This window comes from Bacillus sp. G16 (assembly GCF_021282335.1).
Lineage (GTDB): Bacteria > Bacillota > Bacilli > Bacillales > Bacillaceae > Bacillus > Bacillus inaquosorum.
This window is the reverse complement of record NZ_JAJSOZ010000020.1, coordinates 1-17969: the sequence shown is the minus strand read 5'-3', so window position 1 is coordinate 17969 and position 17969 is coordinate 1. Positions and strand designations below refer to the sequence as shown.

The following is a 17969-nucleotide window of genomic DNA, read 5'->3' as shown; positions in this document are numbered from 1 at the left end:
TTAAAACTCGCAACCCGACAAGAAACAAATTAATCCTCGATTACAATACCCATACTGCGGGCAGTACCTTCAACCATGCGCATTGCCGCTTCAACGTCTGCTGCGTTTAAGTCAGGCATTTTCGTTTCAGCGATTTCGCGTACTTTATCGCGCTTAACGGTTGCCACTTTATTACGGTTTGGTTCACCAGAACCAGACTCAATTCCAGCCGCTTTTTTAAGCAATACTGCAGCAGGTGGAGTTTTTGTAATAAATGTAAATGAACGGTCTTCGTAAACCGAAATTTCAACAGGAATGATTAAACCAGCTTGGTCAGCTGTACGAGCGTTAAACTCCTTACAGAATCCCATGATGTTAACACCGGCTTGACCAAGTGCAGGTCCAACTGGTGGTGCTGGGTTAGCTTTTCCAGCAGGAATTTGCAATTTTACAACTTTTACTACTTTTTTAGCCACGAGACACACCTCCTTAAGTCCGTGATGTGGTAATAGGGTAAACCCTCCCACTCAAGGTTTCATTCTTTATATGAATGACGAAATATCAAGCTAGTTGCCTTGGATAAGTCCAAGACGTACCTTTGCTATATTATCATTTATATATAGCAATTTCAAGTTTTTTCACATTACAATTTATCGATTTGGGTAAATTCCAGCTCAACCGGTGTTTCACGGCCAAACATATTAACGAAAACTTTGACCTTGCTTTTATCATAATCAATCTCTTCAATTGATCCAGTAAAGTTGGCAAAAGGTCCGTCTATCACTTTCACTGTCTCTTTCAGTTCAAAGTCAATGTCAGTTTTGCGTTCGTCCATGCCCATTCTCTTCAGAATGGTTTCTGCTTCGCCTGGAAGAAGCGGCGTCGGTTTTGAACCAGAGCCGGCAGATCCTACGAATCCAGTAACGCCCGGCGTGTTGCGGACAACATACCAAGAGTCGTCTGTCATTACAATTTCTACAAGCACATAACCAGGGAATACTTTCTTTTTCACTACTTTTTTCTTGCCGTTCTTGATATCCGTTTCTTCTTCTTCAGGTACAACTACACGGAAAATTTTATCCTGCATCCCCATTGATTCAACACGTTTTTCCAAGTTGGCTTTTACTTTATTCTCATAACCAGAGTACGTGTGAACAACATACCAATTCTTTTCCATTCTCTTCAGGACTGTCCAGTCCTTCCCTCCCCGCATTTGGTTTTTGTGAATTACCAATAACGCTTCAAGCAAAAAATAGGCGGCAAGCCTATGATAACTTTCATTTTAAGCCACAATAAAAAACCCGCTGAACGGGTTTTGGCAAGTGATATTATGATCTATTATAGCACGTATTGCTGATCATTATTCAACTATTAAACGAATTAATTGAGAAATTCCTGTGTCAAGGAGGGCAAAAAAGATAACAAAAAAGATAACTGTTGAAATCACCGTAATGGTATAACGCGTTAACTCTTTTCCTTTAGGCCAGCTTACCTTTTTCATTTCTTTCCCAACATCTTTAAAGAATCTCATAATACGCATGTAAAAGACCTCCACAATTTAAAAGCGCAAAAACTATTTTGTTTCAAGATGAGCTGTATGTGAATTGCAAGTACTGCAGTATTTCTTTACTTCTAATCGCTCAGCCGCTGATGCAGAGCTCTTCATTGTCGTATAATTACGGTTTCCGCATGTCTTGCATGCTAGCGTAATCTTTTTTCTCATGTCATTACACCTTTTTCTAAATAGACATTATCTTTATCTTTAGTAACATATCATAGTCAGAAAAATACTGTCAATATAACATAAATACCTATTACAAACTGATTTCGCGAATTTCCAAGTACTTCTCCAGCTTGCGTTTCACACGCTGAAGGGCATTGTCAATCGATTTCACATGTCGGTTCAGTTCATCCGAAATCTCTTGGTAACTTCTTCCGTCGAGATATAAGACGAGTACTTTTCTCTCTAAATCACTTAATAGTTCTCCCATTTTCATTTCAATATCATCAAATTCTTCCTGATTGATGATCATTTCTTCAGGATTTAAGGTTTTCGCTCCTGAAATGACATCAAGCAGCGTTCGGTCTGATTCTTCATCAAAAATCGGTTTATCTAATGAGACGTAGGAATTCAAAGGAATGTGTTTCTGGCGAGTAGCTGTCTTTATTGCGGTAATAATTTGGCGGGTAATACATAATTCTGCGAAAGCTTTGAATGAGGTAAGCTTGTCCTCTTTGAAGTCACGAATAGACTTATAGAGGCCTATCATACCTTCCTGAACAATATCCTCTCTGTCCGCTCCTATTAAAAAATAGGATCTTGCTTTTGCCCGAACAAAGTTTCGGTACTTCGTAATCAAGTAATCTAACGCATCACTGTCCCCAACATGAACCTTTTCAATGACCTGCTCGTCCTCCAACTGGCAAAACTGCTCTTTGTTGAATTTTCCCTTGTTGTTCTGTAGATTCACTCCGATCCCCCCGGCGCACGTAGATAGAAATATTATACAGTATTGGGCAAAAAAGCGTCAACTTAATCTAAGTCTCCCCGCCTCCACTTTTCAAACGTTTTCAAAACCTCTTCCGATAAAGCAATTTTACCCGCCGGCTTTTCGGAAGTGATTTTTCTTACTCGTCTTTCTATTCGCCTTTCAATCGCTTCTACCTCTCTCAAAAGCTCCCGGGCCGATTTCCGCAATGCCCCCTGTCCGAAAATCGCCCACTGCTCAGTGTAGTCAGATGTCGCAACGTGAATTTGAGTCGCGACATTATTCAAAGCCTGAGCAAGCTTTTCTATCCGCTCATCAGCCGTCTCATTTTCTTTTGTAAAAATCACTTCAACTCTGTGGTTGGTGTGTTTTTTCTCAAGCCCTTTTACGAGATGCGCGTCAAAAACAACAATAACCCTGTTTCCTGTATACGATTGATATTCTGCCATTTTCTGAATCAGTACGTCTCGCGCCTCTTCAAAACTGTTCGCTTTTAAATCCTTCAGCTGCGGCCAGGCTCCAATCATGTTGTATCCGTCTACTAACAGGATATCCATGGGTCTTTATTCTCCCAGAGGGTTTCGTTTCCGGTAGACTTCATACATCAAAAGACCAGCCGCAACAGATGCATTCAGTGAAGTTACCTTCCCGGCCATCGGGAGTTTAATGAGAAAATCACACTTTTCTTTAACAAGGCGGCCCATCCCTTTTCCTTCGCTTCCGATGACTAAAGCCAAAGGCATGTTGCCGTCCATATTGCGGTAATCCTCACGCGCGGATGCATCTGTTCCGACAACCCAGATACCCCGCTCTTTCATTTCTTCTAACGTCCGCGCCAAATTGGTGACTCTTACTACAGGAATGTGCTCAATTGCCCCTGTTGAAGCTTTTGCCACTGTTGTTGTCAGCCCGACAGCTCTCCGTTTTGGAATCACGATGCCATGGGCGCCGACCGCATCAGCTGTTCTCATAATGGAACCGAGATTATGAGGGTCTTCAAGCTCGTCCAGAATGAGGAAGAAAGGCTGTTCATTTCTTTCTTCGGCCGCTTTATATAAATCGTCCAGTTCCGCATACTCATACGCTGCAACCTGTGCCACTACGCCTTGATGCTGCCCTGTCACCATTTGATCGAGTTTTTTTCTCGGGACATACTGAATCGTGATACCCTGCTTTTTCGCAAGCTCAATCACCTGCTGTGCTTGTCCCTTTACGGTGTTTTCCGCCATCCACAGCTTATACAGCTTACGATCTGATTTTAACGTCTCGATCACTGCATTTTTCCCTATGACGTAATCATGTTGCTGACTCATTTGTTTTCCTCCCTGACGTCCCGAATTGTATAGCTTCGGCAACGAGCTGACTAAGTCTTTCCTCTTTTTTCTCTAGAAAAAGGTAGCCCAGCAGCGCTTCAAATGCTGTACTGTAGCGGTACGTCTGAACATCTGTATTTTTAGGTGTCGTTCCCGACTTTGCATTTCTGCCTCTTTTCAGCACCGCTTCCTCTTCTTCCGTAAAAAATGATTGATCCTGCAGAAAGAATAGGATCTCAGCCTGTGACTTTGCCGAAACGATCCGGCTTGATTTCTTATGAAGATCATTTGGTTTGGTAAAACCCTGCTTAAGCAGGTGATGCCTGACATACACTTCAAAAATGGCATCACCTATATAAGCAAGCGCAAGACCGTTAAGCTGCTTTGAATCTTTTATCGTTTCAAAATCAAGCATCCGTTATTCTCCCCGTTTCCAGCGAGTGCCTTGAGCTGTATCTTCAAGAATGATATTCATGCTTTTCAGCTGGTCGCGGATCTGATCTGACAATGCAAAATCGCGATTCCGGCGCGCTTCATTTCTTTTTTCGATTAAGTCTTCAATCTCTTGATCGAGCAGTTCCTGCTCACCCAATGAAAACCCGAGGACAGACACAATGCGGTCAAACATCTCAATAAACGCCTTAATCACATGATCAGCCGTATGATCTTTCTGAAGGTAGTAATTGGCATGCTTCGCTAAGTCGAACAGGACAGAAATGGCATTCGCCGTATTAAAATCATCGTCCATCGCTTCTTCAAATGCTTTGCGTTGCTCTTCAACTTTCTCCAGCCATTGACCGTCATCTTCCGTTAAATTGGTGCTGCTGTTCAGACGGTGCTGAAGGTTGCTGTACGCTGTTTTCAAACGGTTAAATGCGCTTTTTGTATTCTCAAGAAGCTCTTCTGAATAGTTAATCGGGTGACGATAATGAACAGAAAGCATAAAGAATCTCAAAAGCTGCGGATCATGCTGTTTAATGATGTCATGCACAAGCACAAAGTTGCCCAGTGATTTTGACATTTTTTCATTATCAATATTGATATAGCCATTATGAAGCCAGTACTTTGCAAACGTTTTGCCTGTCAGCGCCTCAGATTGCGCAATCTCGTTTTCATGGTGAGGGAAGGTTAAATCCTGTCCGCCCGCATGGATATCAATCTGGTCACCCAGATACTTTTTGACCATCGCTGAGCATTCAATGTGCCAGCCCGGACGTCCTTTTCCCCAAGGGCTATCCCAAGAGATTTCTCCTTCTTTCGCCGCTTTCCACAGTGCAAAATCAAGAGCATCTTCTTTTTTCTCGCCAACCCGGATGCGTGCACCTGATCTCAGTTCATCAATTGATTGCTGAGAAAGCTTACCGTATCCTTCAAATGCTCTTGTTTTGAAATAAACGTCACCTTCTGATTCATAAGCGTAACCCTTTTTCACGAGCTGATCTACGAATTCGATAATCGCATCCATGTTTTCCATCACTCGCGGATGAAGGTCGGCTTTTCGGCAGCCGAGCGCCCCTACATCTTCAAAGTATGCTTTAATAAAACGCTCTGAAATGGTAGGTACATCCTCACCGAGTTCATTTGCCGCTTTAATTAATTTATCGTCTACATCTGTGAAGTTAGAGACATACTGCACATCATAGCCTTTATACTCCAGATAGTTTCGAATCGTATCATAAACGATAGCCGGACGCGCGTTCCCGATGTGAATGTAATTGTAAACCGTCGGTCCGCACACGTACATTTTCACTTTCCCCTCTTCTAGAGGAACGAATGTTTCCTTCTGTCTAGTCAATGTATTATAAAGAGTGATTGTCATTTTTGATTGATCCTTTCTTTTCTGTCTTCAAGTTCTGCCTTCAGCTCTAAAATCTGCTGTTCCAAAGACTTAAAGCGATCAGCAACCGGATCGGGCAAATCCTGATGGTTTAAATCGCGTCTTACTTTTTTGCCATTTCGTACAACGACCCGTCCAGGGATGCCGACAACTGTTGAAAAATCAGGAACATCGTGCAACACTACTGAACCAGCGCCAATCTTTGAGCCCTCACCGACGGTAATTGAACCGAGCACTTTAGCACCTGTGGCTATCAATGCGTCATCTTTAATCGTTGGGTGCCTTTTTCCCTTTTCTTTCCCCGTTCCCCCGAGGGTAACCCCCTGAAAAACGGTTACGTTATTGCCGATTTCACATGTCTCCCCAATGACAACCCCCATACCGTGGTCTATGAAAAATCTTCTCCCGATTGTAGCGCCGGGGTGGATTTCTATCCCTGTAAAAAATCGGCTTACTTGAGATATAAGGCGTGCAAGGAAATAAAATTTTCGTTTATATAAAGCATGTGCAATCCGATGCGCCCATATAGCATGTAAACCGGAATAAGTTAAAATCACTTCAAAATAGCTTCTTGCTGCTGGATCTTGATCGAACACTGTATCAATGTCTTCTTTTAGCATTCTAAAAAACACATGCTTCCCCCCATTTCTCTATCTGATTTCCTCTTTACCCAATAAAAAAAGCGCCTCTGCATGAAAACATGACAGAGACGCTTTAACCGCGCGGTTCCACTCTGTTTGAAAAGCAGACTTCTGCTCTCCCAACTTCAGCCTGTAACGGCGGCGGCCGCCTTTGAATACTGATTTTGAAAAAACGTTCTTCAAAGGTCTTAAGGGCGCACTTCTAAAACCCGGCTCATGGATCTCTCTCAGCCAATGAAGATCCTTTCTGTAATGGCCTAAAGCTTTATACTCTTCCCTGTCAACAATCATCTATTTAGATGTTTTTTAAACGCTGAATTGCAGTCTCTTTACCGATCAATTCAATTGATTGCGGCAGTTCCGGACCGTGAGTTTGCCCTGTTACAGCAACACGGATCGGCATAAATAATTTTTTCCCTTTATGGCCAGTTTCTTTCTGCACTGCTTTGATCGATGCTTTGATGTTATCCGGAGTGAACTCCTCAAGCTCTTCAAGCTTCGCAGCGAATGTGCTGAGCACTTCAGGGACCTGTTCCTCTTCCAGAACAGCTTTTGCTTCTTGATTATACTCGATCTCATCCGTAAAGAACAAATCAGTCAGCTCAACAATTTCCGCACCGTAGCTTAATTGCTCATGATACAGGGAAATCAGTTTGCGAACCCATTCTTGTTCTTCAGCAGTAAGCTCAGTGCCAACTTTGCCGGCTTTTTGCAAATGCGGCAGAGTCAGTTCAACAACCTGATCAAGATCCAGCTTCTTCACATATTGGTTGTTAACCCATTTTAGCTTATGCATATCAAACAAAGCTGGTGATTTAGATAAACGGTTTACATCAAAAATTTCAATAAACTGTTCTTTTGTGAATAACTCTTCTTCTCCAACCGGTGACCATCCAAGCAGGCCGATAAAGTTGAACAGCGCTTCCGGCAAGTAGCCAAGCTCTTTATACTGCTCAATGAATTGAATAATGGACTCATCGCGTTTGCTGAGCTTTTTACGGCTTTCATTTACGATCAGCGTCATGTGTCCGAACTGAGGAATATCCCATCCGAATGCTTGATAAATCATAATCTGTTTCGGTGTGTTAGAAATATGATCCTCACCGCGCAATACGTGTGTCATTTTCATTAAGTAGTCATCAATAGCTACCGCGAAGTTGTAAGTCGGCGTTCCGTCCTTTTTCACAATAACAAAGTCGCCAATGCCATCTGATTCGAAAGAAATTTCGCCTTTTACGATATCGTTAAAGGCAATCACTTTTCCTTCCGGCACTCGGAAACGAATACTTGGCTTTCTGCCTTCAGCAATAAATTTATCCTGTTCTTCTTGAGTCAGATTTCTGTGTTTTCCGGAATAACGCGGCATTTCTCCGCGGGCAATCTGCTCTTCACGCTCTTTTTCAAGCTCTTCTTCCGTACAGTAACATTTATAAGCAAGCCCTTTTTCAAGAAGCTCTTCATAGTACACTTTATAGATATCGTTACGCTCTGACTGACGGTATGGGCCGTACTCACCGCCGACATCCACACTCTCATCCCAGTCAATACCAAGCCATTTCAGATAATTCAGCTGGCTTTGTTCTCCGCCCTCAATGTTGCGCTTTTTATCAGTGTCCTCAACACGAATAATAAACTTACCGCCTTGATTGCGGGCAAATAAATAATTAAAAAGCGCCGTTCTGGCATTTCCAATATGCAAATGTCCGGTTGGACTCGGTGCATAACGGACGCGTACTTCGTTTCCCATTTTCAAATACTTCCTTTCATGTCATGTATGGCCTCAGGCAAAAATGTATGAATCTATTCTACCACCAAATAGACCCGGCATCAAAACAAGTTAGCCTTTTTGTATCAGTACTGTCGCCTGAGCCGCTATTCCTTCCGCTCGGCCTGTAAATCCAAGCTTTTCTGTCGTTGTTGCTTTTACATTCACTTGAGAAACGTCTGCCTCGAGCCCTTCAGCGATTCTTTTTCTCATATCTTCTATGTACGGCAGCATCTTCGGCTTTTGCGCAATGATGGTGCAGTCAATGTTTCCAAGGACATACCCCTTCTGTTTCACGATCCCCCAGACATGCTGAAGTAATTTAAAAGAGTCAGCGTCCTTGAACTCAGGATCAGTGTCAGGAAAATGCTTGCCGATGTCGCCTTCTCCCACAGCTCCCAGGCATGCGTCAGCGACAGTATGAAGCAATACATCTGCATCAGAATGGCCGAGCAGCCCTTTTTCATACGGGATTTCAATTCCGCCAATGATCAGAGGACGGCCCTCCACTAATTGATGCACATCAAATCCTTGTCCAATTCTAAACATGTTTACTCCCACTTTCTGATTCCATGATAGCTTCAGCTGACGTCAAATCGTCTGGCGTCGTCAGCTTAATATTTGTATAGCTGCCTTCTACAACACGGACCGAACCGCCTTCCATCTGTTCAACGAGGCTGGCGTCATCCGTCCCTAAAAATCCCTTGTGCTCGGCCTCAGCGTGAGCTTTCATCAATAAAGAAAGACGAAAAGCTTGTGGCGTTTGGACAGCCCACAAGCTTGAACGTTCAATCGTCTCACTGACTTGTAAATCTTGAACGCGTTTAATCGTATCTTTTACCGGGACAGCAAGGATGGCCGCTCCTGTCTGTGCCGCTTCTGCGATCAGTTCGTCAATTTGTTCATGTTTTATAAAAGGGCGGGCGCCGTCATGTACAAGGACAATCTTTTCTTGTTTTACGGCTTTCAGCCCCTTATAAACACTGTGCTGTCGCTCATCTCCGCCTGCCACAAGCTCAATAGCGGTTTGAAACGGATAATCCGTCAGCAATTTCTGAAAGTGCTCCCGCTCGCGCTCATTTATCACCAAAATGATTTTTTCGCACGGCCGGTGGCTGTCAAACACTCTTAACGTGTGAATGATCACCGGGTCTCCTTTCAGCTCAATGAACAGTTTATTTCTCCCTGCCTTCATCCGTTTTCCCTGTCCGGCTGCAGGAATGACCACATCATAACTCATTGTTTTTTCTCCCTTTACAGCGCCTTCTCCAACAGCTTGGGCTTAGCAAAAATCATTCGTCCCGCTGCTGTCTGCAGCACACTTGTAACGAGTACATCAATATGTTTGCCGATATAATTACGTCCTTCTTCAACGACAATCATCGTACCGTCATCCAAGTAGGCAACTCCCTGATTATGCTCTTTCCCGTCCTTAATGACCTGAACATTCATTTCCTCGCCAGGAAGCACAACAGGCTTGACCGCATTGGCAAGGTCATTAATGTTTAATACTGCTACCTTTTGAAGCTCGCATACTTTATTTAAATTAAAATCATTCGTCACGACGACCCCGGATGTCAGCTTAGCGAGTTTAACGAGCTTACTGTCAACCTCCTGAATATCTTCAAAGTCGCCTTCATAAATTTCAACTTCAATGTCTAACTCTTTTTGAATGCGGTTCAGGATATCAAGACCGCGGCGTCCTCTGTTTCGTTTTAAAACATCTGAAGAGTCAGCAATGTGCTGCAATTCCTCAAGGACAAACTGCGGTATCACGATTATTCCCTCTAAAAAACCAGTCTGACAAATATCTGCTATTCTCCCATCAATAATAACACTTGTGTCCAAAATTTTCAGCTTCTTGTCCTGAACCTCATGTTCTTCATCGGCTGTTCCTTTTTTCTTTTGCATTCTGGCAGAAATAGAAAACAGGCTGATCAGTTCATCCTTTTTCTTAAAGCCCACCTGGAAGCCGAGATAACCGAGGAAGAACGCTAAAAATACAGGGATGATTGTGCTGAATATGCGGTAAGGTATATTGTCTAAAGGAATAACATTTACGATAAGATAAGCGATTATAAGTCCAAAAACCAGGCCAAGACTTCCAAATAACAAATCTGGAACCGGCGCTTTTAACAATGAATCCTCTATCCACTTCACCCAGTTCACAACGTAATCTGTACCCCATATACTGATGAGAAAAAAGATAATTGCACCTATTGCCGCAGACGTATATGCGTTTGTTATTAAAGGTATGTCCTGTATACTTAACAGTACAAACAATTCAGGTATTAAAAATATACCAACAACGCCGCCAAAGATAATGAAGAACGCCTGAACTATTCGTTTTAACATACCCCCACCTCCTTTTTAAACATTTTATTTCACAAGGTTTTATGCATCCTACGAATATCAGAATAAACAAAAACCAAGATTTATATACCCGTTTTCATAAGGTTTTAACCGAAATCACAGCTGTCTGTCTAAATAATGCTTCTCTTGCAGGCGTTTTAAACCTTTTTTGATTTTTTGGGCTCGTACTTCACCGATTCCCTCTACTTCATCTAATTCTTCTGCACTCGCCTCAATAATCCTTGGGAGGACTCCAAATGCTTCTACAACATTTTCAACAATCGGCATCGGAAGACGCGGTATCTTATTTAACAGCCTGTATCCTCTAGGCAATACATAATCATCAAGATTTGTAGAAGCCGGATAACCGAGAAGCTTATAAACAATGGAATCATCCAGCAAATCATAACTGGACATATCCTGCAGCTCTTTCAAGAGAACAAATGGATCTTTAATCTTTTCTTTCACATAATCCTTAATAAATAAAGCGGCCTCTTCTTCCATATCCGTAATCAGTTCAATGACTTGTAGCTTAATCAAATGACCTTCTGTTCCCAGTTCCCTGATATACATGTTAATTTCATTTTTGATTCTCAATACCATTTCATAACGGTGCATCACAGACAGAACGTCGCTGAATGTAACAAGTTCCTCAAACTCTAAAGCATTCAATGCATTAATGGTTTTGTCCAGAATCGTTTTATATTTTTCAAGAGTTTGAATGGCTTGATTCGCTTTTGTTAAAATAAATCCTATGTCTTTTAGTGTATACTTCATGCTTTCCTGATATAACGTTATAACATTCCTTCTTTCAGAAATGGCGATCACAAGGCAGCCGGTCTGCTTAGCTACTCTTTCGGCGGTGCGGTGCCGCATTCCTGTTTCTGATGAAGAAATTGTGGCTTCAGGCATCAGCTGTGTATTGGCGTATAGGATCTTTTGACCAGAATCACTTAAAATGATCGCCCCATCCATTTTAGCCAGCTCATATAAATGTGCCGGAGAAAAAGCAGTGTTAATGTGGAAACCGCCATCTACAACTTCTTTTACTTTATCATTATATCCAACAACAATCAGACCGCCTGTATTTGCTCTCAGTACATTTTCGATTCCAGCTCTGAGCGGAGTACCCGGAGCAACAAACTGCAATATAGATGACAGGTCTAACTCGTGTTTCGCCCCTTTTTTCTCTTTTTCCATCTATTATCCTCCTAATGAAGTACGAAGCGCCTCTGCAACATTTGCTACTCCGATAACCTCAATCCCTTTTGGTTTTGTCCATCCATCCAGATTTGCCGCGGGTATGATCATGCGTTTAAAACCAAGCTTAGCCGCTTCTTTCACACGCTGTTCAATTCTTGAAACCCGCCGGACTTCTCCGGTTAATCCCACTTCTCCTATAAAACAATCTGCAGGATTTGGAGGTGTGTCTCTAAAGCTTGACGCAATACTGATCGCAATGGCAAGATCAATTGCCGGTTCATCAAGCTTAACGCCGCCGGCCACTTTCAAATAAGCATCCTGATTTTGCAGCAGCAGCCCAACTCTTTTTTCTAACACAGCCATTAACAGTGAAACCCTGTTATGGTCTATTCCCGTTGCCATACGCCGCGGATTGCCAAAGCTTGTTGGCGAGATGAGCGCCTGGATTTCAACGAGAATCGGTCTTGTGCCTTCCATAGAAGCAGTTATGCTCGAGCCTGCGGATCCCGCCGAGCGTTCTTCTAAGAAAATTTCAGAAGGATTCAAAACCTCAGTGAGCCCCTCTTCGCGCATTTCGAAAATGCCCATTTCGTTTGTAGATCCAAAACGGTTTTTTACAGCCCGCAAAATACGGAAAGTATGGTGACGTTCTCCTTCAAAATATAAAACAGTGTCAACCATATGCTCCAGCAGTCTAGGCCCTGCGATGGACCCTTCTTTCGTCACGTGCCCTACGATAAAAATCGGAATGCCTTTTGTTTTTGCAATTTTCATCAGCTCAGCCGTACATTCCCTGACCTGTGACACACTGCCGGGAGCTGATGTGATATCGCTTTGGTAAACCGTTTGAATAGAGTCAACAACGACAAACGCTGGATTCATCTCTTGTATAGCAGACGAAATATACTCCATATCGGTTTCAGATAAAACATGCAGCGACGGATTATTTATGCCGAGACGGTCTGCTCTCAGTTTCGTTTGTTTGACCGATTCTTCTCCCGAAATATACAGCACACTGTTCGATGAATCTGATAATTGAGCGGAAACCTGCAGTAATAACGTTGACTTTCCGATACCGGGATCGCCGCCGATTAGAACGAGTGAACCTTTAACGACGCCCCCGCCGAGCACTCTGTTAAATTCGCCAAGCTGGGTTTTAACCCGGGGTTCTTCTGATGTTTCGATTGATGTAATAGGTGAAGGTTTCTGTACGGTTTGAACAGAATGAGAAAAAGCCGCTCTCCGATTGGCCGGTGCTTTTTTAATCATTTCTTCCACCATTGTATTCCAAGCACCGCATCCCGGACATTTCCCCATCCATTTTGGAGACTCGTAGCCGCAGGATTGGCAGATGAATTTCGATTTTGTTTTAGCCATATATAGTGTAAGACCTCTCCCTTGTTCTATTTCTTGATACGAAAGTGAGGCATACACTTACATGCTGTATGCCTCATTTCCGTCTCTATATTAATTCGTTTTAGCAGTCGTTTTTACGACAAATTCGCCATCTTCTACATCGAGAACAATATGCTGTCCTTTATGAATATTTCCTCTGAGGAGTTCTTCGGATAAACGGTCCTCTACATGCTTTTGGATAGCTCTTCTTAACGGACGGGCACCGTATTCCAGATCAACGCCCTCTTCCGCGACTTTCGCTTTTGCAGCATCTGTCAATTCGATAGAAAGATCCTGTTCTTTCAGGCGTTTCGTTAATTGATCAGACATCAGTGACACGATTTCAGTCAGGTGTTTTTTCTCAAGTGAATGGAAGACGATGATTTCATCGATCCGGTTGATGAACTCCGGTCTGAACGCACGTTTCAGCTCACCCATCACTTTATCTTTCATGTCTTTATGATTCTGCGTCTCATCCTGAACGTTAAAGCCGACATATTTATTGCGTTTCAGCTCACTTGCTCCGACGTTTGACGTCATAATTAAAATGGTATTGCGGAAATCGACTGTACGTCCTTTAGAATCAGTCAACCGTCCGTCTTCAAGAACTTGCAGAAGAATATTGAAAACATCAGGGTGCGCTTTCTCAATCTCATCAAGTAGCACGACAGAGTAAGGTTTTCTTCTGACTTTCTCTGTTAATTGGCCGCCTTCATCGTATCCTACGTATCCCGGAGGTGAACCGACAAGTCTTGAAGTTGAGTGTTTTTCCATGTATTCAGACATATCAATTCTGATCATAGCTTCTTCATCGCCGAAAATGGATTCAGCAAGTGCTCGCGCAAGCTCTGTTTTACCTACACCTGTAGGGCCTAAGAAAATAAATGAGCCGATTGGTCGTTTAGGGTCTTTTAACCCTGCTCTTGCACGTCTGACTGCTTTTGCAACAGCTACAACTGCTTCATCCTGGCCGATGACACGAGAGTGAAGAATGCTTTCCATATTAAGAAGCTTATCTGTTTCAGTTTGGGCGATTTTAGATACAGGTACCCCAGTCCAGCTGGAAACAACCATCGCAATATCATCAACAGTAACCTCTGAGTTTTCCTGTCCTTGCTTCTCTTTCCATGATTTCTTCGTATCCTCTACTTGCTCGCGCAGGCGCTGCTCAGTATCACGCAAGGAAGCTGCTTTTTCAAACTCTTGGCTTTGCACTGCCGCATCCTTCTCTTTACGAACCTCATCAAGTTTCTGTTCAAGCTCTTTTAAGTTAGGCGGCGTTGTAAAGGAGCGCAGTCTCACCTTTGAACCCGCTTCATCGATCAAGTCAATTGCTTTATCCGGAAGGAAACGGTCAGAAATATATCTGTCAGAAAGCTTAACCGCAGCTTCAATGGCATCATCTGTAATTGATACGCGGTGGTGAGCTTCATATCGGTCACGCAAGCCTTTTAAAATTTGAATACTTTCATCTGCAGACGGCTGATCAACCTGGATCGGCTGAAAACGGCGTTCCAACGCTGCATCTTTTTCAATATATTTACGGTACTCATCGAGAGTCGTCGCCCCAATACATTGTAGCTCGCCGCGAGCAAGTGAAGGTTTTAAAATGTTAGATGCATCAATTGCACCTTCTGCTCCGCCCGCTCCGATTAATGTATGGAGTTCATCGATGAATAGAATGATATTTCCTGCCTGGCGAATTTCGTCCATGACCTTCTTCAGGCGATCCTCAAATTCTCCGCGGTATTTTGTGCCGGCAACCACTGTTCCCATGTCTAATGTCATCACGCGTTTATCACGCAAGATTTCGGGAACTTCGTTGTTGATAATTTGCTGTGCCAAACCTTCTGCAATCGCCGTTTTACCTACACCTGGTTCTCCAATGAGAACAGGATTGTTTTTCGTTCTGCGGCTTAACACTTCGATTACACGCTGGATTTCCTTGCTTCTGCCGATGACAGGATCAAGACTGTCTTCCTTCGCAATAGCAGTTAAGTCTCTTGCCAAGCTGTCAAGCGTAGGCGTATTCGCATTGCTGTTTGTTCCTGCTGCTGATGATCCTGTTTCATTGCTTCCAAGAAGCTGGAGCACTTGCTGTCTTGCTTTATTTAAGCTGACACCGAGGTTATTCAGGACTCTCGCAGCAACACCTTCACCTTCGCGAATCAGACCAAGAAGAATATGTTCTGTTCCAACATAAGAATGACCAAGTTTTCTTGCCTCATCCATTGAAAGCTCAATGACTTTTTTAGCTCTTGGAGTATAATGAATCGTTTGAGACATTTCCTGTCCGCGTCCGATTAAACTTTCAACTTCTTTTTGAATTTTATCTGAACCAAGTCCAAGCGCTTGAAGAGCTTTAGCAGCAATGCCTTCTCCTTCTCGTACCAGTCCTAATAAAATATGCTCAGTGCCAATGTTATTATGACCTAAACGAAGTGCTTCTTCCTGTGCAAGCGCCAGTACTTTTTGAGCTCGTTCTGTAAATCTTCCAAACATCATATCGATTCATCCTCCTGTCTTTTCCCATTCATTTCTAAGTGAAGCCGTTCTCTGATGAGAGTCGCTCTTCGAATGTCCCTTTCGTTCGGACGCAAAGCGCCTCCCGAGTACTGCTGTAAAAATCCTGGCTGTGTCAAAATCATTAATTCGTTAAGTATGTTGCTTGAAAGTCCTTTAATAATGCCTAGATCAATGCCTAACCGAACATCTGAAAGGCACTTTGCAGTTTCTTTCGATTCTATCATCCGGCAATTGGACAAGACCCCATAAGAACGATACACCTTATCCTCAAGTTCAATTTTAGAGGTTTGATAAAGCGCTTCTCGGGCAGATCGTTCTTGTTCAATCAGCTGGGCAGCAACACTGTTAAGGTCATCAACAATATCCTGCTCTGACTTACCAAGCGTGATCTGATTTGAAATTTGAAAGATATTCCCTACTGCTTCGCTGCCTTCCCCATAAATTCCTCTAACAACTAAGCCTAATTGATTAATTGCCGGTATAATTCGATTTATTTGCCTAGTTAAAACCAGTGCCGGCAGATGCATCATGACTGAAGCCCTTAGACCCGTACCTACATTTGTAGGACAGCTGGTTAAGTATCCTCTTTGTTCATGGAAAGCATAATCAACTTTTTCTTCAATCCAGTCATCGACTTGGTTTGCGGCTTTCATTGCTTCTAACAGCTGAAATCCAGGGAAAAGACACTGAATTCTAATATGATCCTCTTCATTTAACATGACGCTTACTTCCTCATTTTCAGAAAGCAAACAGCCGCCAAAAGGAGACTCTGTCAAATTCGGACTGATTAGATGTTTTTCAACAAGTACACGCTTTTCTAAAGGCTGTGCCTCATTCATTCTGATCAAAACGAATTTGCCGATTCCGGGAATATCTTGGTCTGAAAACTGATCTTCAAATTGCTGTATGATGGATGAGGCTTCTTCATTGGAATACCGCGTAGGGAACCGTATATGTTCAAAGTTCCTTGCTAAACGTATGCGGCTGCTGAGTACAATGTCACTTTCAGGTCCTTTCTGCTTCATCCAACTGCTTAGTGCGTCCTGAATAAAATGCTTTAGCGACATTACTCCTGTTCCTCCTCACTATCTGTACTTTTGAGTGATTGTTCTAATGAACGAATTTGATCTCTCACATGAGCTGCGTTTTCAAATTCTTCTTGATGGATTAAGGATTCTAATTCTTTTTTCAGCATGTCAATCTGCCGTCTGACATGAAGATTGCCGCCTATACGTTTCGGAATTTTCCCAGCATGCACAGTGTTTCCGCTGTGCACTTTACGTAAGATAGGTGTAATGTTGCTATGAAATGTTTTATAACATTCAGAACATCCAAAACGGCCGACTTTTCTAAATTGCTGAAAGGTCATTCCGCATTTCGGACAAGCAGATATTTGCTCCGAGTGACTGAACATTTGAGTTCCTGCTTTTTGTAATGAAGAATCCATATTCAGCAAACCCGAAAGTAAATTATGAATAGAGAAACCATGATTTGCACTTATACCATATGAATCACTATTTTCTTTGGCACATTGTTCACAAATATGAACTTCTATTTTTTCTCCGTTAACAACCTTTGTAAAGTGAAAAGTGGCTGGTCTCTCGTGGCACTCTTGACAAATCAATCTTTTCACCTGCTTATTTTAATTTTAAAGAGGTCAGCATAGCCTTCATCATTCTCGCTCTTAATTCATCACGCTCAGGCAAGTCAATGTGTAAAACCGAGCGGTCCATCACGCTGACCATCATTTTTGCTTCTCTTTCTGAAATCACCTTGTCTTCTAATAGCCTTAAAATAATGTCATCAGAGGCTGCTTGAGACAAATGGATACCAATTTGAGAAATAATATTATTGATCAGGACAACTTCATTGTTCATTTTAATTTTAATGATTCTGATGTAACCGCCGCCCCCGCGTTTGCTCTCAACAATATATCCTCTTTCGCTTGTAAATCTGGTGTTGATGACATAATTTATTTGGGAAGGAACGCATTGAAATTTATCTGCAATTTCACTTCGTTTAATCTCTAAAATTTCCTTGCCATTTTGATCTAACACTCGTTTTAAATATTGTTCAATGATGTCAGAAATATTATGTCCCACTCAACCCCCTCCTTTACTGACTTTGACTATATTTGACTTTAATCTTACTATAAGGCGTTTCTCGAGAATTTTCAACTTTCTCGCTCTATCCTTTATTATTTCCATTTTCCCAGCCCATAAAACCTGATGTCGGTTTAAAATTCAGTGTAAAGTTATTATATTATACAATTAAATGAAATTTTATGATACCAATAAACCAGAATACAAAAAGGGCAGCTCATATGAGCTGCCCTTTTTTCACTTGCTTGGCGGCGTCCTACTCTCACAGGGGGAAACCCCCGACTACCATCGGCGCTGAAGAGCTTAACTTCCGTGTTCGGTATGGGAACGGGTGTGACCTCTTCGCTATCGCCACCAAACAAATTGA

20 protein-coding genes, 1 rRNA gene and 1 other annotated feature are annotated in these 17969 nt (G+C 42.5%); all 21 genes read right to left on the bottom strand.

Annotated features, from left to right (window positions below; translation table 11 throughout):
* Nucleotides 1-29 precede the first annotated feature (29 nt).
* The 21 genes from rplK to rrf all read right to left on the bottom strand — a co-directional run bounded on the left by rplK (nucleotide 30) and on the right by rrf (nucleotide 17961).
* Nucleotides 30-455, bottom strand: coding sequence for a 50S ribosomal protein L11 (gene rplK, locus LWH95_RS18350; RefSeq protein ID WP_003156430.1), 426 nt, complete (start codon nucleotides 453-455; stop codon nucleotides 30-32).
* Between the two features lie 167 nt (nucleotides 456-622).
* The gene (nusG, locus tag LWH95_RS18345) at nucleotides 623-1156 is read right to left on the bottom strand and encodes a transcription termination/antitermination protein NusG (RefSeq protein ID WP_003225764.1); all 534 of its coding nucleotides are present in this window, start codon (nucleotides 1154-1156) and stop codon (nucleotides 623-625) included.
* 183 nt (nucleotides 1157-1339) lie between these two features.
* Nucleotides 1340-1519: a preprotein translocase subunit SecE gene (secE, locus tag LWH95_RS18340; RefSeq protein ID WP_003242024.1), complete on the bottom strand. Its 180-nt coding sequence runs from the start codon at nucleotides 1517-1519 to the stop codon at nucleotides 1340-1342.
* Between the two features lie 33 nt (nucleotides 1520-1552).
* A complete protein-coding gene (gene rpmG / locus LWH95_RS18335; RefSeq protein ID WP_003156421.1) occupies nucleotides 1553-1702 on the bottom strand; it encodes a 50S ribosomal protein L33 in 150 nt (49 codons plus the stop codon).
* 91 nt (nucleotides 1703-1793) lie between these two features.
* Nucleotides 1794-2450, bottom strand: a complete 657-nt coding sequence (gene sigH / locus LWH95_RS18330; RefSeq protein WP_003225758.1) for an RNA polymerase sporulation sigma factor SigH — start codon at nucleotides 2448-2450, stop codon at nucleotides 1794-1796.
* 62 nt (nucleotides 2451-2512) lie between these two features.
* Nucleotides 2513-3025: a ribosome-dependent mRNA decay endonuclease Rae1/YacP gene (gene rae1 / locus LWH95_RS18325; protein ID WP_003242027.1), complete on the bottom strand. Its 513-nt coding sequence runs from the start codon at nucleotides 3023-3025 to the stop codon at nucleotides 2513-2515.
* Between the two features lie 6 nt (nucleotides 3026-3031).
* Nucleotides 3032-3781 (bottom strand): 23S rRNA (guanosine(2251)-2'-O)-methyltransferase RlmB, encoded by a 750-nt coding sequence (rlmB, locus tag LWH95_RS18320; protein ID WP_003242028.1) that lies wholly within the window; start codon nucleotides 3779-3781, stop codon nucleotides 3032-3034.
* Nucleotides 3765-4196, bottom strand: a complete 432-nt coding sequence (locus LWH95_RS18315; protein WP_003242030.1) for a mini-ribonuclease 3 — start codon at nucleotides 4194-4196, stop codon at nucleotides 3765-3767. Before LWH95_RS18315 ends, rlmB begins: the two co-directional genes overlap by 17 nt.
* A 3-nt stretch (nucleotides 4197-4199) precedes the next feature.
* Entirely contained in the window at nucleotides 4200-5600 is a 1401-nt protein-coding gene (gene cysS / locus LWH95_RS18310; RefSeq protein WP_019257277.1) for a cysteine--tRNA ligase, read from the bottom strand.
* A complete protein-coding gene (gene cysE / locus LWH95_RS18305) occupies nucleotides 5597-6250 on the bottom strand; it encodes a serine O-acetyltransferase (RefSeq protein WP_019257276.1) in 654 nt (217 codons plus the stop codon). The genes cysS and cysE overlap by 4 nt, the downstream gene beginning before the upstream one ends.
* A 70-nt stretch (nucleotides 6251-6320) precedes the next feature.
* Nucleotides 6321-6552, bottom strand: a binding site (T-box leader).
* A gap of 2 nt (nucleotides 6553-6554) precedes the next feature.
* Nucleotides 6555-8006: a glutamate--tRNA ligase gene (gene gltX, locus LWH95_RS18300; protein WP_003242037.1), complete on the bottom strand. Its 1452-nt coding sequence runs from the start codon at nucleotides 8004-8006 to the stop codon at nucleotides 6555-6557.
* A gap of 90 nt (nucleotides 8007-8096) precedes the next feature.
* A complete protein-coding gene (ispF, locus tag LWH95_RS18295) occupies nucleotides 8097-8573 on the bottom strand; it encodes a 2-C-methyl-D-erythritol 2,4-cyclodiphosphate synthase (protein ID WP_003225745.1) in 477 nt (158 codons plus the stop codon).
* Nucleotides 8566-9264: a 2-C-methyl-D-erythritol 4-phosphate cytidylyltransferase gene (gene ispD, locus LWH95_RS18290; RefSeq protein ID WP_003242038.1), complete on the bottom strand. Its 699-nt coding sequence runs from the start codon at nucleotides 9262-9264 to the stop codon at nucleotides 8566-8568. The genes ispF and ispD overlap by 8 nt, the downstream gene beginning before the upstream one ends.
* A 14-nt stretch (nucleotides 9265-9278) precedes the next feature.
* Nucleotides 9279-10379, bottom strand: a complete 1101-nt coding sequence (locus tag LWH95_RS18285) for a PIN/TRAM domain-containing protein (RefSeq protein WP_003242040.1) — start codon at nucleotides 10377-10379, stop codon at nucleotides 9279-9281.
* A gap of 114 nt (nucleotides 10380-10493) precedes the next feature.
* Nucleotides 10494-11576, bottom strand: a complete 1083-nt coding sequence (disA, locus tag LWH95_RS18280) for a DNA integrity scanning diadenylate cyclase DisA (RefSeq protein ID WP_003242042.1) — start codon at nucleotides 11574-11576, stop codon at nucleotides 10494-10496.
* Nucleotides 11577-11579: 3 nt separating this feature from the next.
* Nucleotides 11580-12956 (bottom strand): DNA repair protein RadA, encoded by a 1377-nt coding sequence (gene radA, locus LWH95_RS18275; RefSeq protein ID WP_003242044.1) that lies wholly within the window; start codon nucleotides 12954-12956, stop codon nucleotides 11580-11582.
* A 90-nt stretch (nucleotides 12957-13046) separates the two neighbouring features.
* Nucleotides 13047-15479 (bottom strand): ATP-dependent protease ATP-binding subunit ClpC, encoded by a 2433-nt coding sequence (gene clpC / locus LWH95_RS18270; RefSeq protein WP_019257273.1) that lies wholly within the window; start codon nucleotides 15477-15479, stop codon nucleotides 13047-13049.
* Entirely contained in the window at nucleotides 15476-16567 is a 1092-nt protein-coding gene (locus LWH95_RS18265; RefSeq protein WP_232920129.1) for a protein arginine kinase, read from the bottom strand. The genes clpC and LWH95_RS18265 overlap by 4 nt, the downstream gene beginning before the upstream one ends.
* Nucleotides 16567-17124 (bottom strand): protein-arginine kinase activator protein McsA, encoded by a 558-nt coding sequence (gene mcsA, locus LWH95_RS18260; protein ID WP_148983322.1) that lies wholly within the window; start codon nucleotides 17122-17124, stop codon nucleotides 16567-16569. The genes LWH95_RS18265 and mcsA overlap by 1 nt, the downstream gene beginning before the upstream one ends.
* Before the next feature lie 13 nt (nucleotides 17125-17137).
* On the bottom strand, nucleotides 17138-17602 hold the full coding sequence (gene ctsR, locus LWH95_RS18255; RefSeq protein WP_003242054.1) for a transcriptional regulator CtsR: 465 nt from the start codon (nucleotides 17600-17602) through the stop codon (nucleotides 17138-17140).
* Between the two features lie 243 nt (nucleotides 17603-17845).
* Nucleotides 17846-17961 (bottom strand): 5S ribosomal RNA (gene rrf, locus LWH95_RS18250).
* Between the last annotated feature and the right edge of the window lie 8 nt (nucleotides 17962-17969).

Bases quoted from the DNA above. Each gene is read 5' to 3' on its own strand.
- ispD (WP_003242038.1), bottom strand. From the start codon at position 9,264: ATGAGTTATGATGTGGTCATTCCTGCAGCCGGACAGGGAAAACGGATG.
- nusG (WP_003225764.1), bottom strand. From the start codon at position 1,156: ATGGAAAAGAATTGGTATGTTGTTCACACGTACTCTGGTTATGAGAAT.
- rae1 (WP_003242027.1), bottom strand. From the start codon at position 3,025: ATGGATATCCTGTTAGTAGACGGATACAACATGATTGGAGCCTGGCCG.
- rpmG (WP_003156421.1), bottom strand. From the start codon at position 1,702: ATGAGAAAAAAGATTACGCTAGCATGCAAGACATGCGGAAACCGTAAT.
- LWH95_RS18285 (WP_003242040.1), bottom strand. From the start codon at position 10,379: ATGTTAAAACGAATAGTTCAGGCGTTCTTCATTATCTTTGGCGGCGTT.
- disA (WP_003242042.1), bottom strand. From the start codon at position 11,576: ATGGAAAAAGAGAAAAAAGGGGCGAAACACGAGTTAGACCTGTCATCT.
- rlmB (WP_003242028.1), bottom strand. From the start codon at position 3,781: ATGAGTCAGCAACATGATTACGTCATAGGGAAAAATGCAGTGATCGAG.
- cysS (WP_019257277.1), bottom strand. From the start codon at position 5,600: ATGACAATCACTCTTTATAATACATTGACTAGACAGAAGGAAACATTC.
- LWH95_RS18315 (WP_003242030.1), bottom strand. From the start codon at position 4,196: ATGCTTGATTTTGAAACGATAAAAGATTCAAAGCAGCTTAACGGTCTT.
- clpC (WP_019257273.1), bottom strand. From the start codon at position 15,479: ATGATGTTTGGAAGATTTACAGAACGAGCTCAAAAAGTACTGGCGCTT.
- secE (WP_003242024.1), bottom strand. From the start codon at position 1,519: ATGCGTATTATGAGATTCTTTAAAGATGTTGGGAAAGAAATGAAAAAG.
- gltX (WP_003242037.1), bottom strand. From the start codon at position 8,006: ATGGGAAACGAAGTACGCGTCCGTTATGCACCGAGTCCAACCGGACAT.
- ispF (WP_003225745.1), bottom strand. From the start codon at position 8,573: ATGTTTAGAATTGGACAAGGATTTGATGTGCATCAATTAGTGGAGGGC.
- LWH95_RS18265 (WP_232920129.1), bottom strand. From the start codon at position 16,567: ATGTCGCTAAAGCATTTTATTCAGGACGCACTAAGCAGTTGGATGAAG.
- radA (WP_003242044.1), bottom strand. From the start codon at position 12,956: ATGGCTAAAACAAAATCGAAATTCATCTGCCAATCCTGCGGCTACGAG.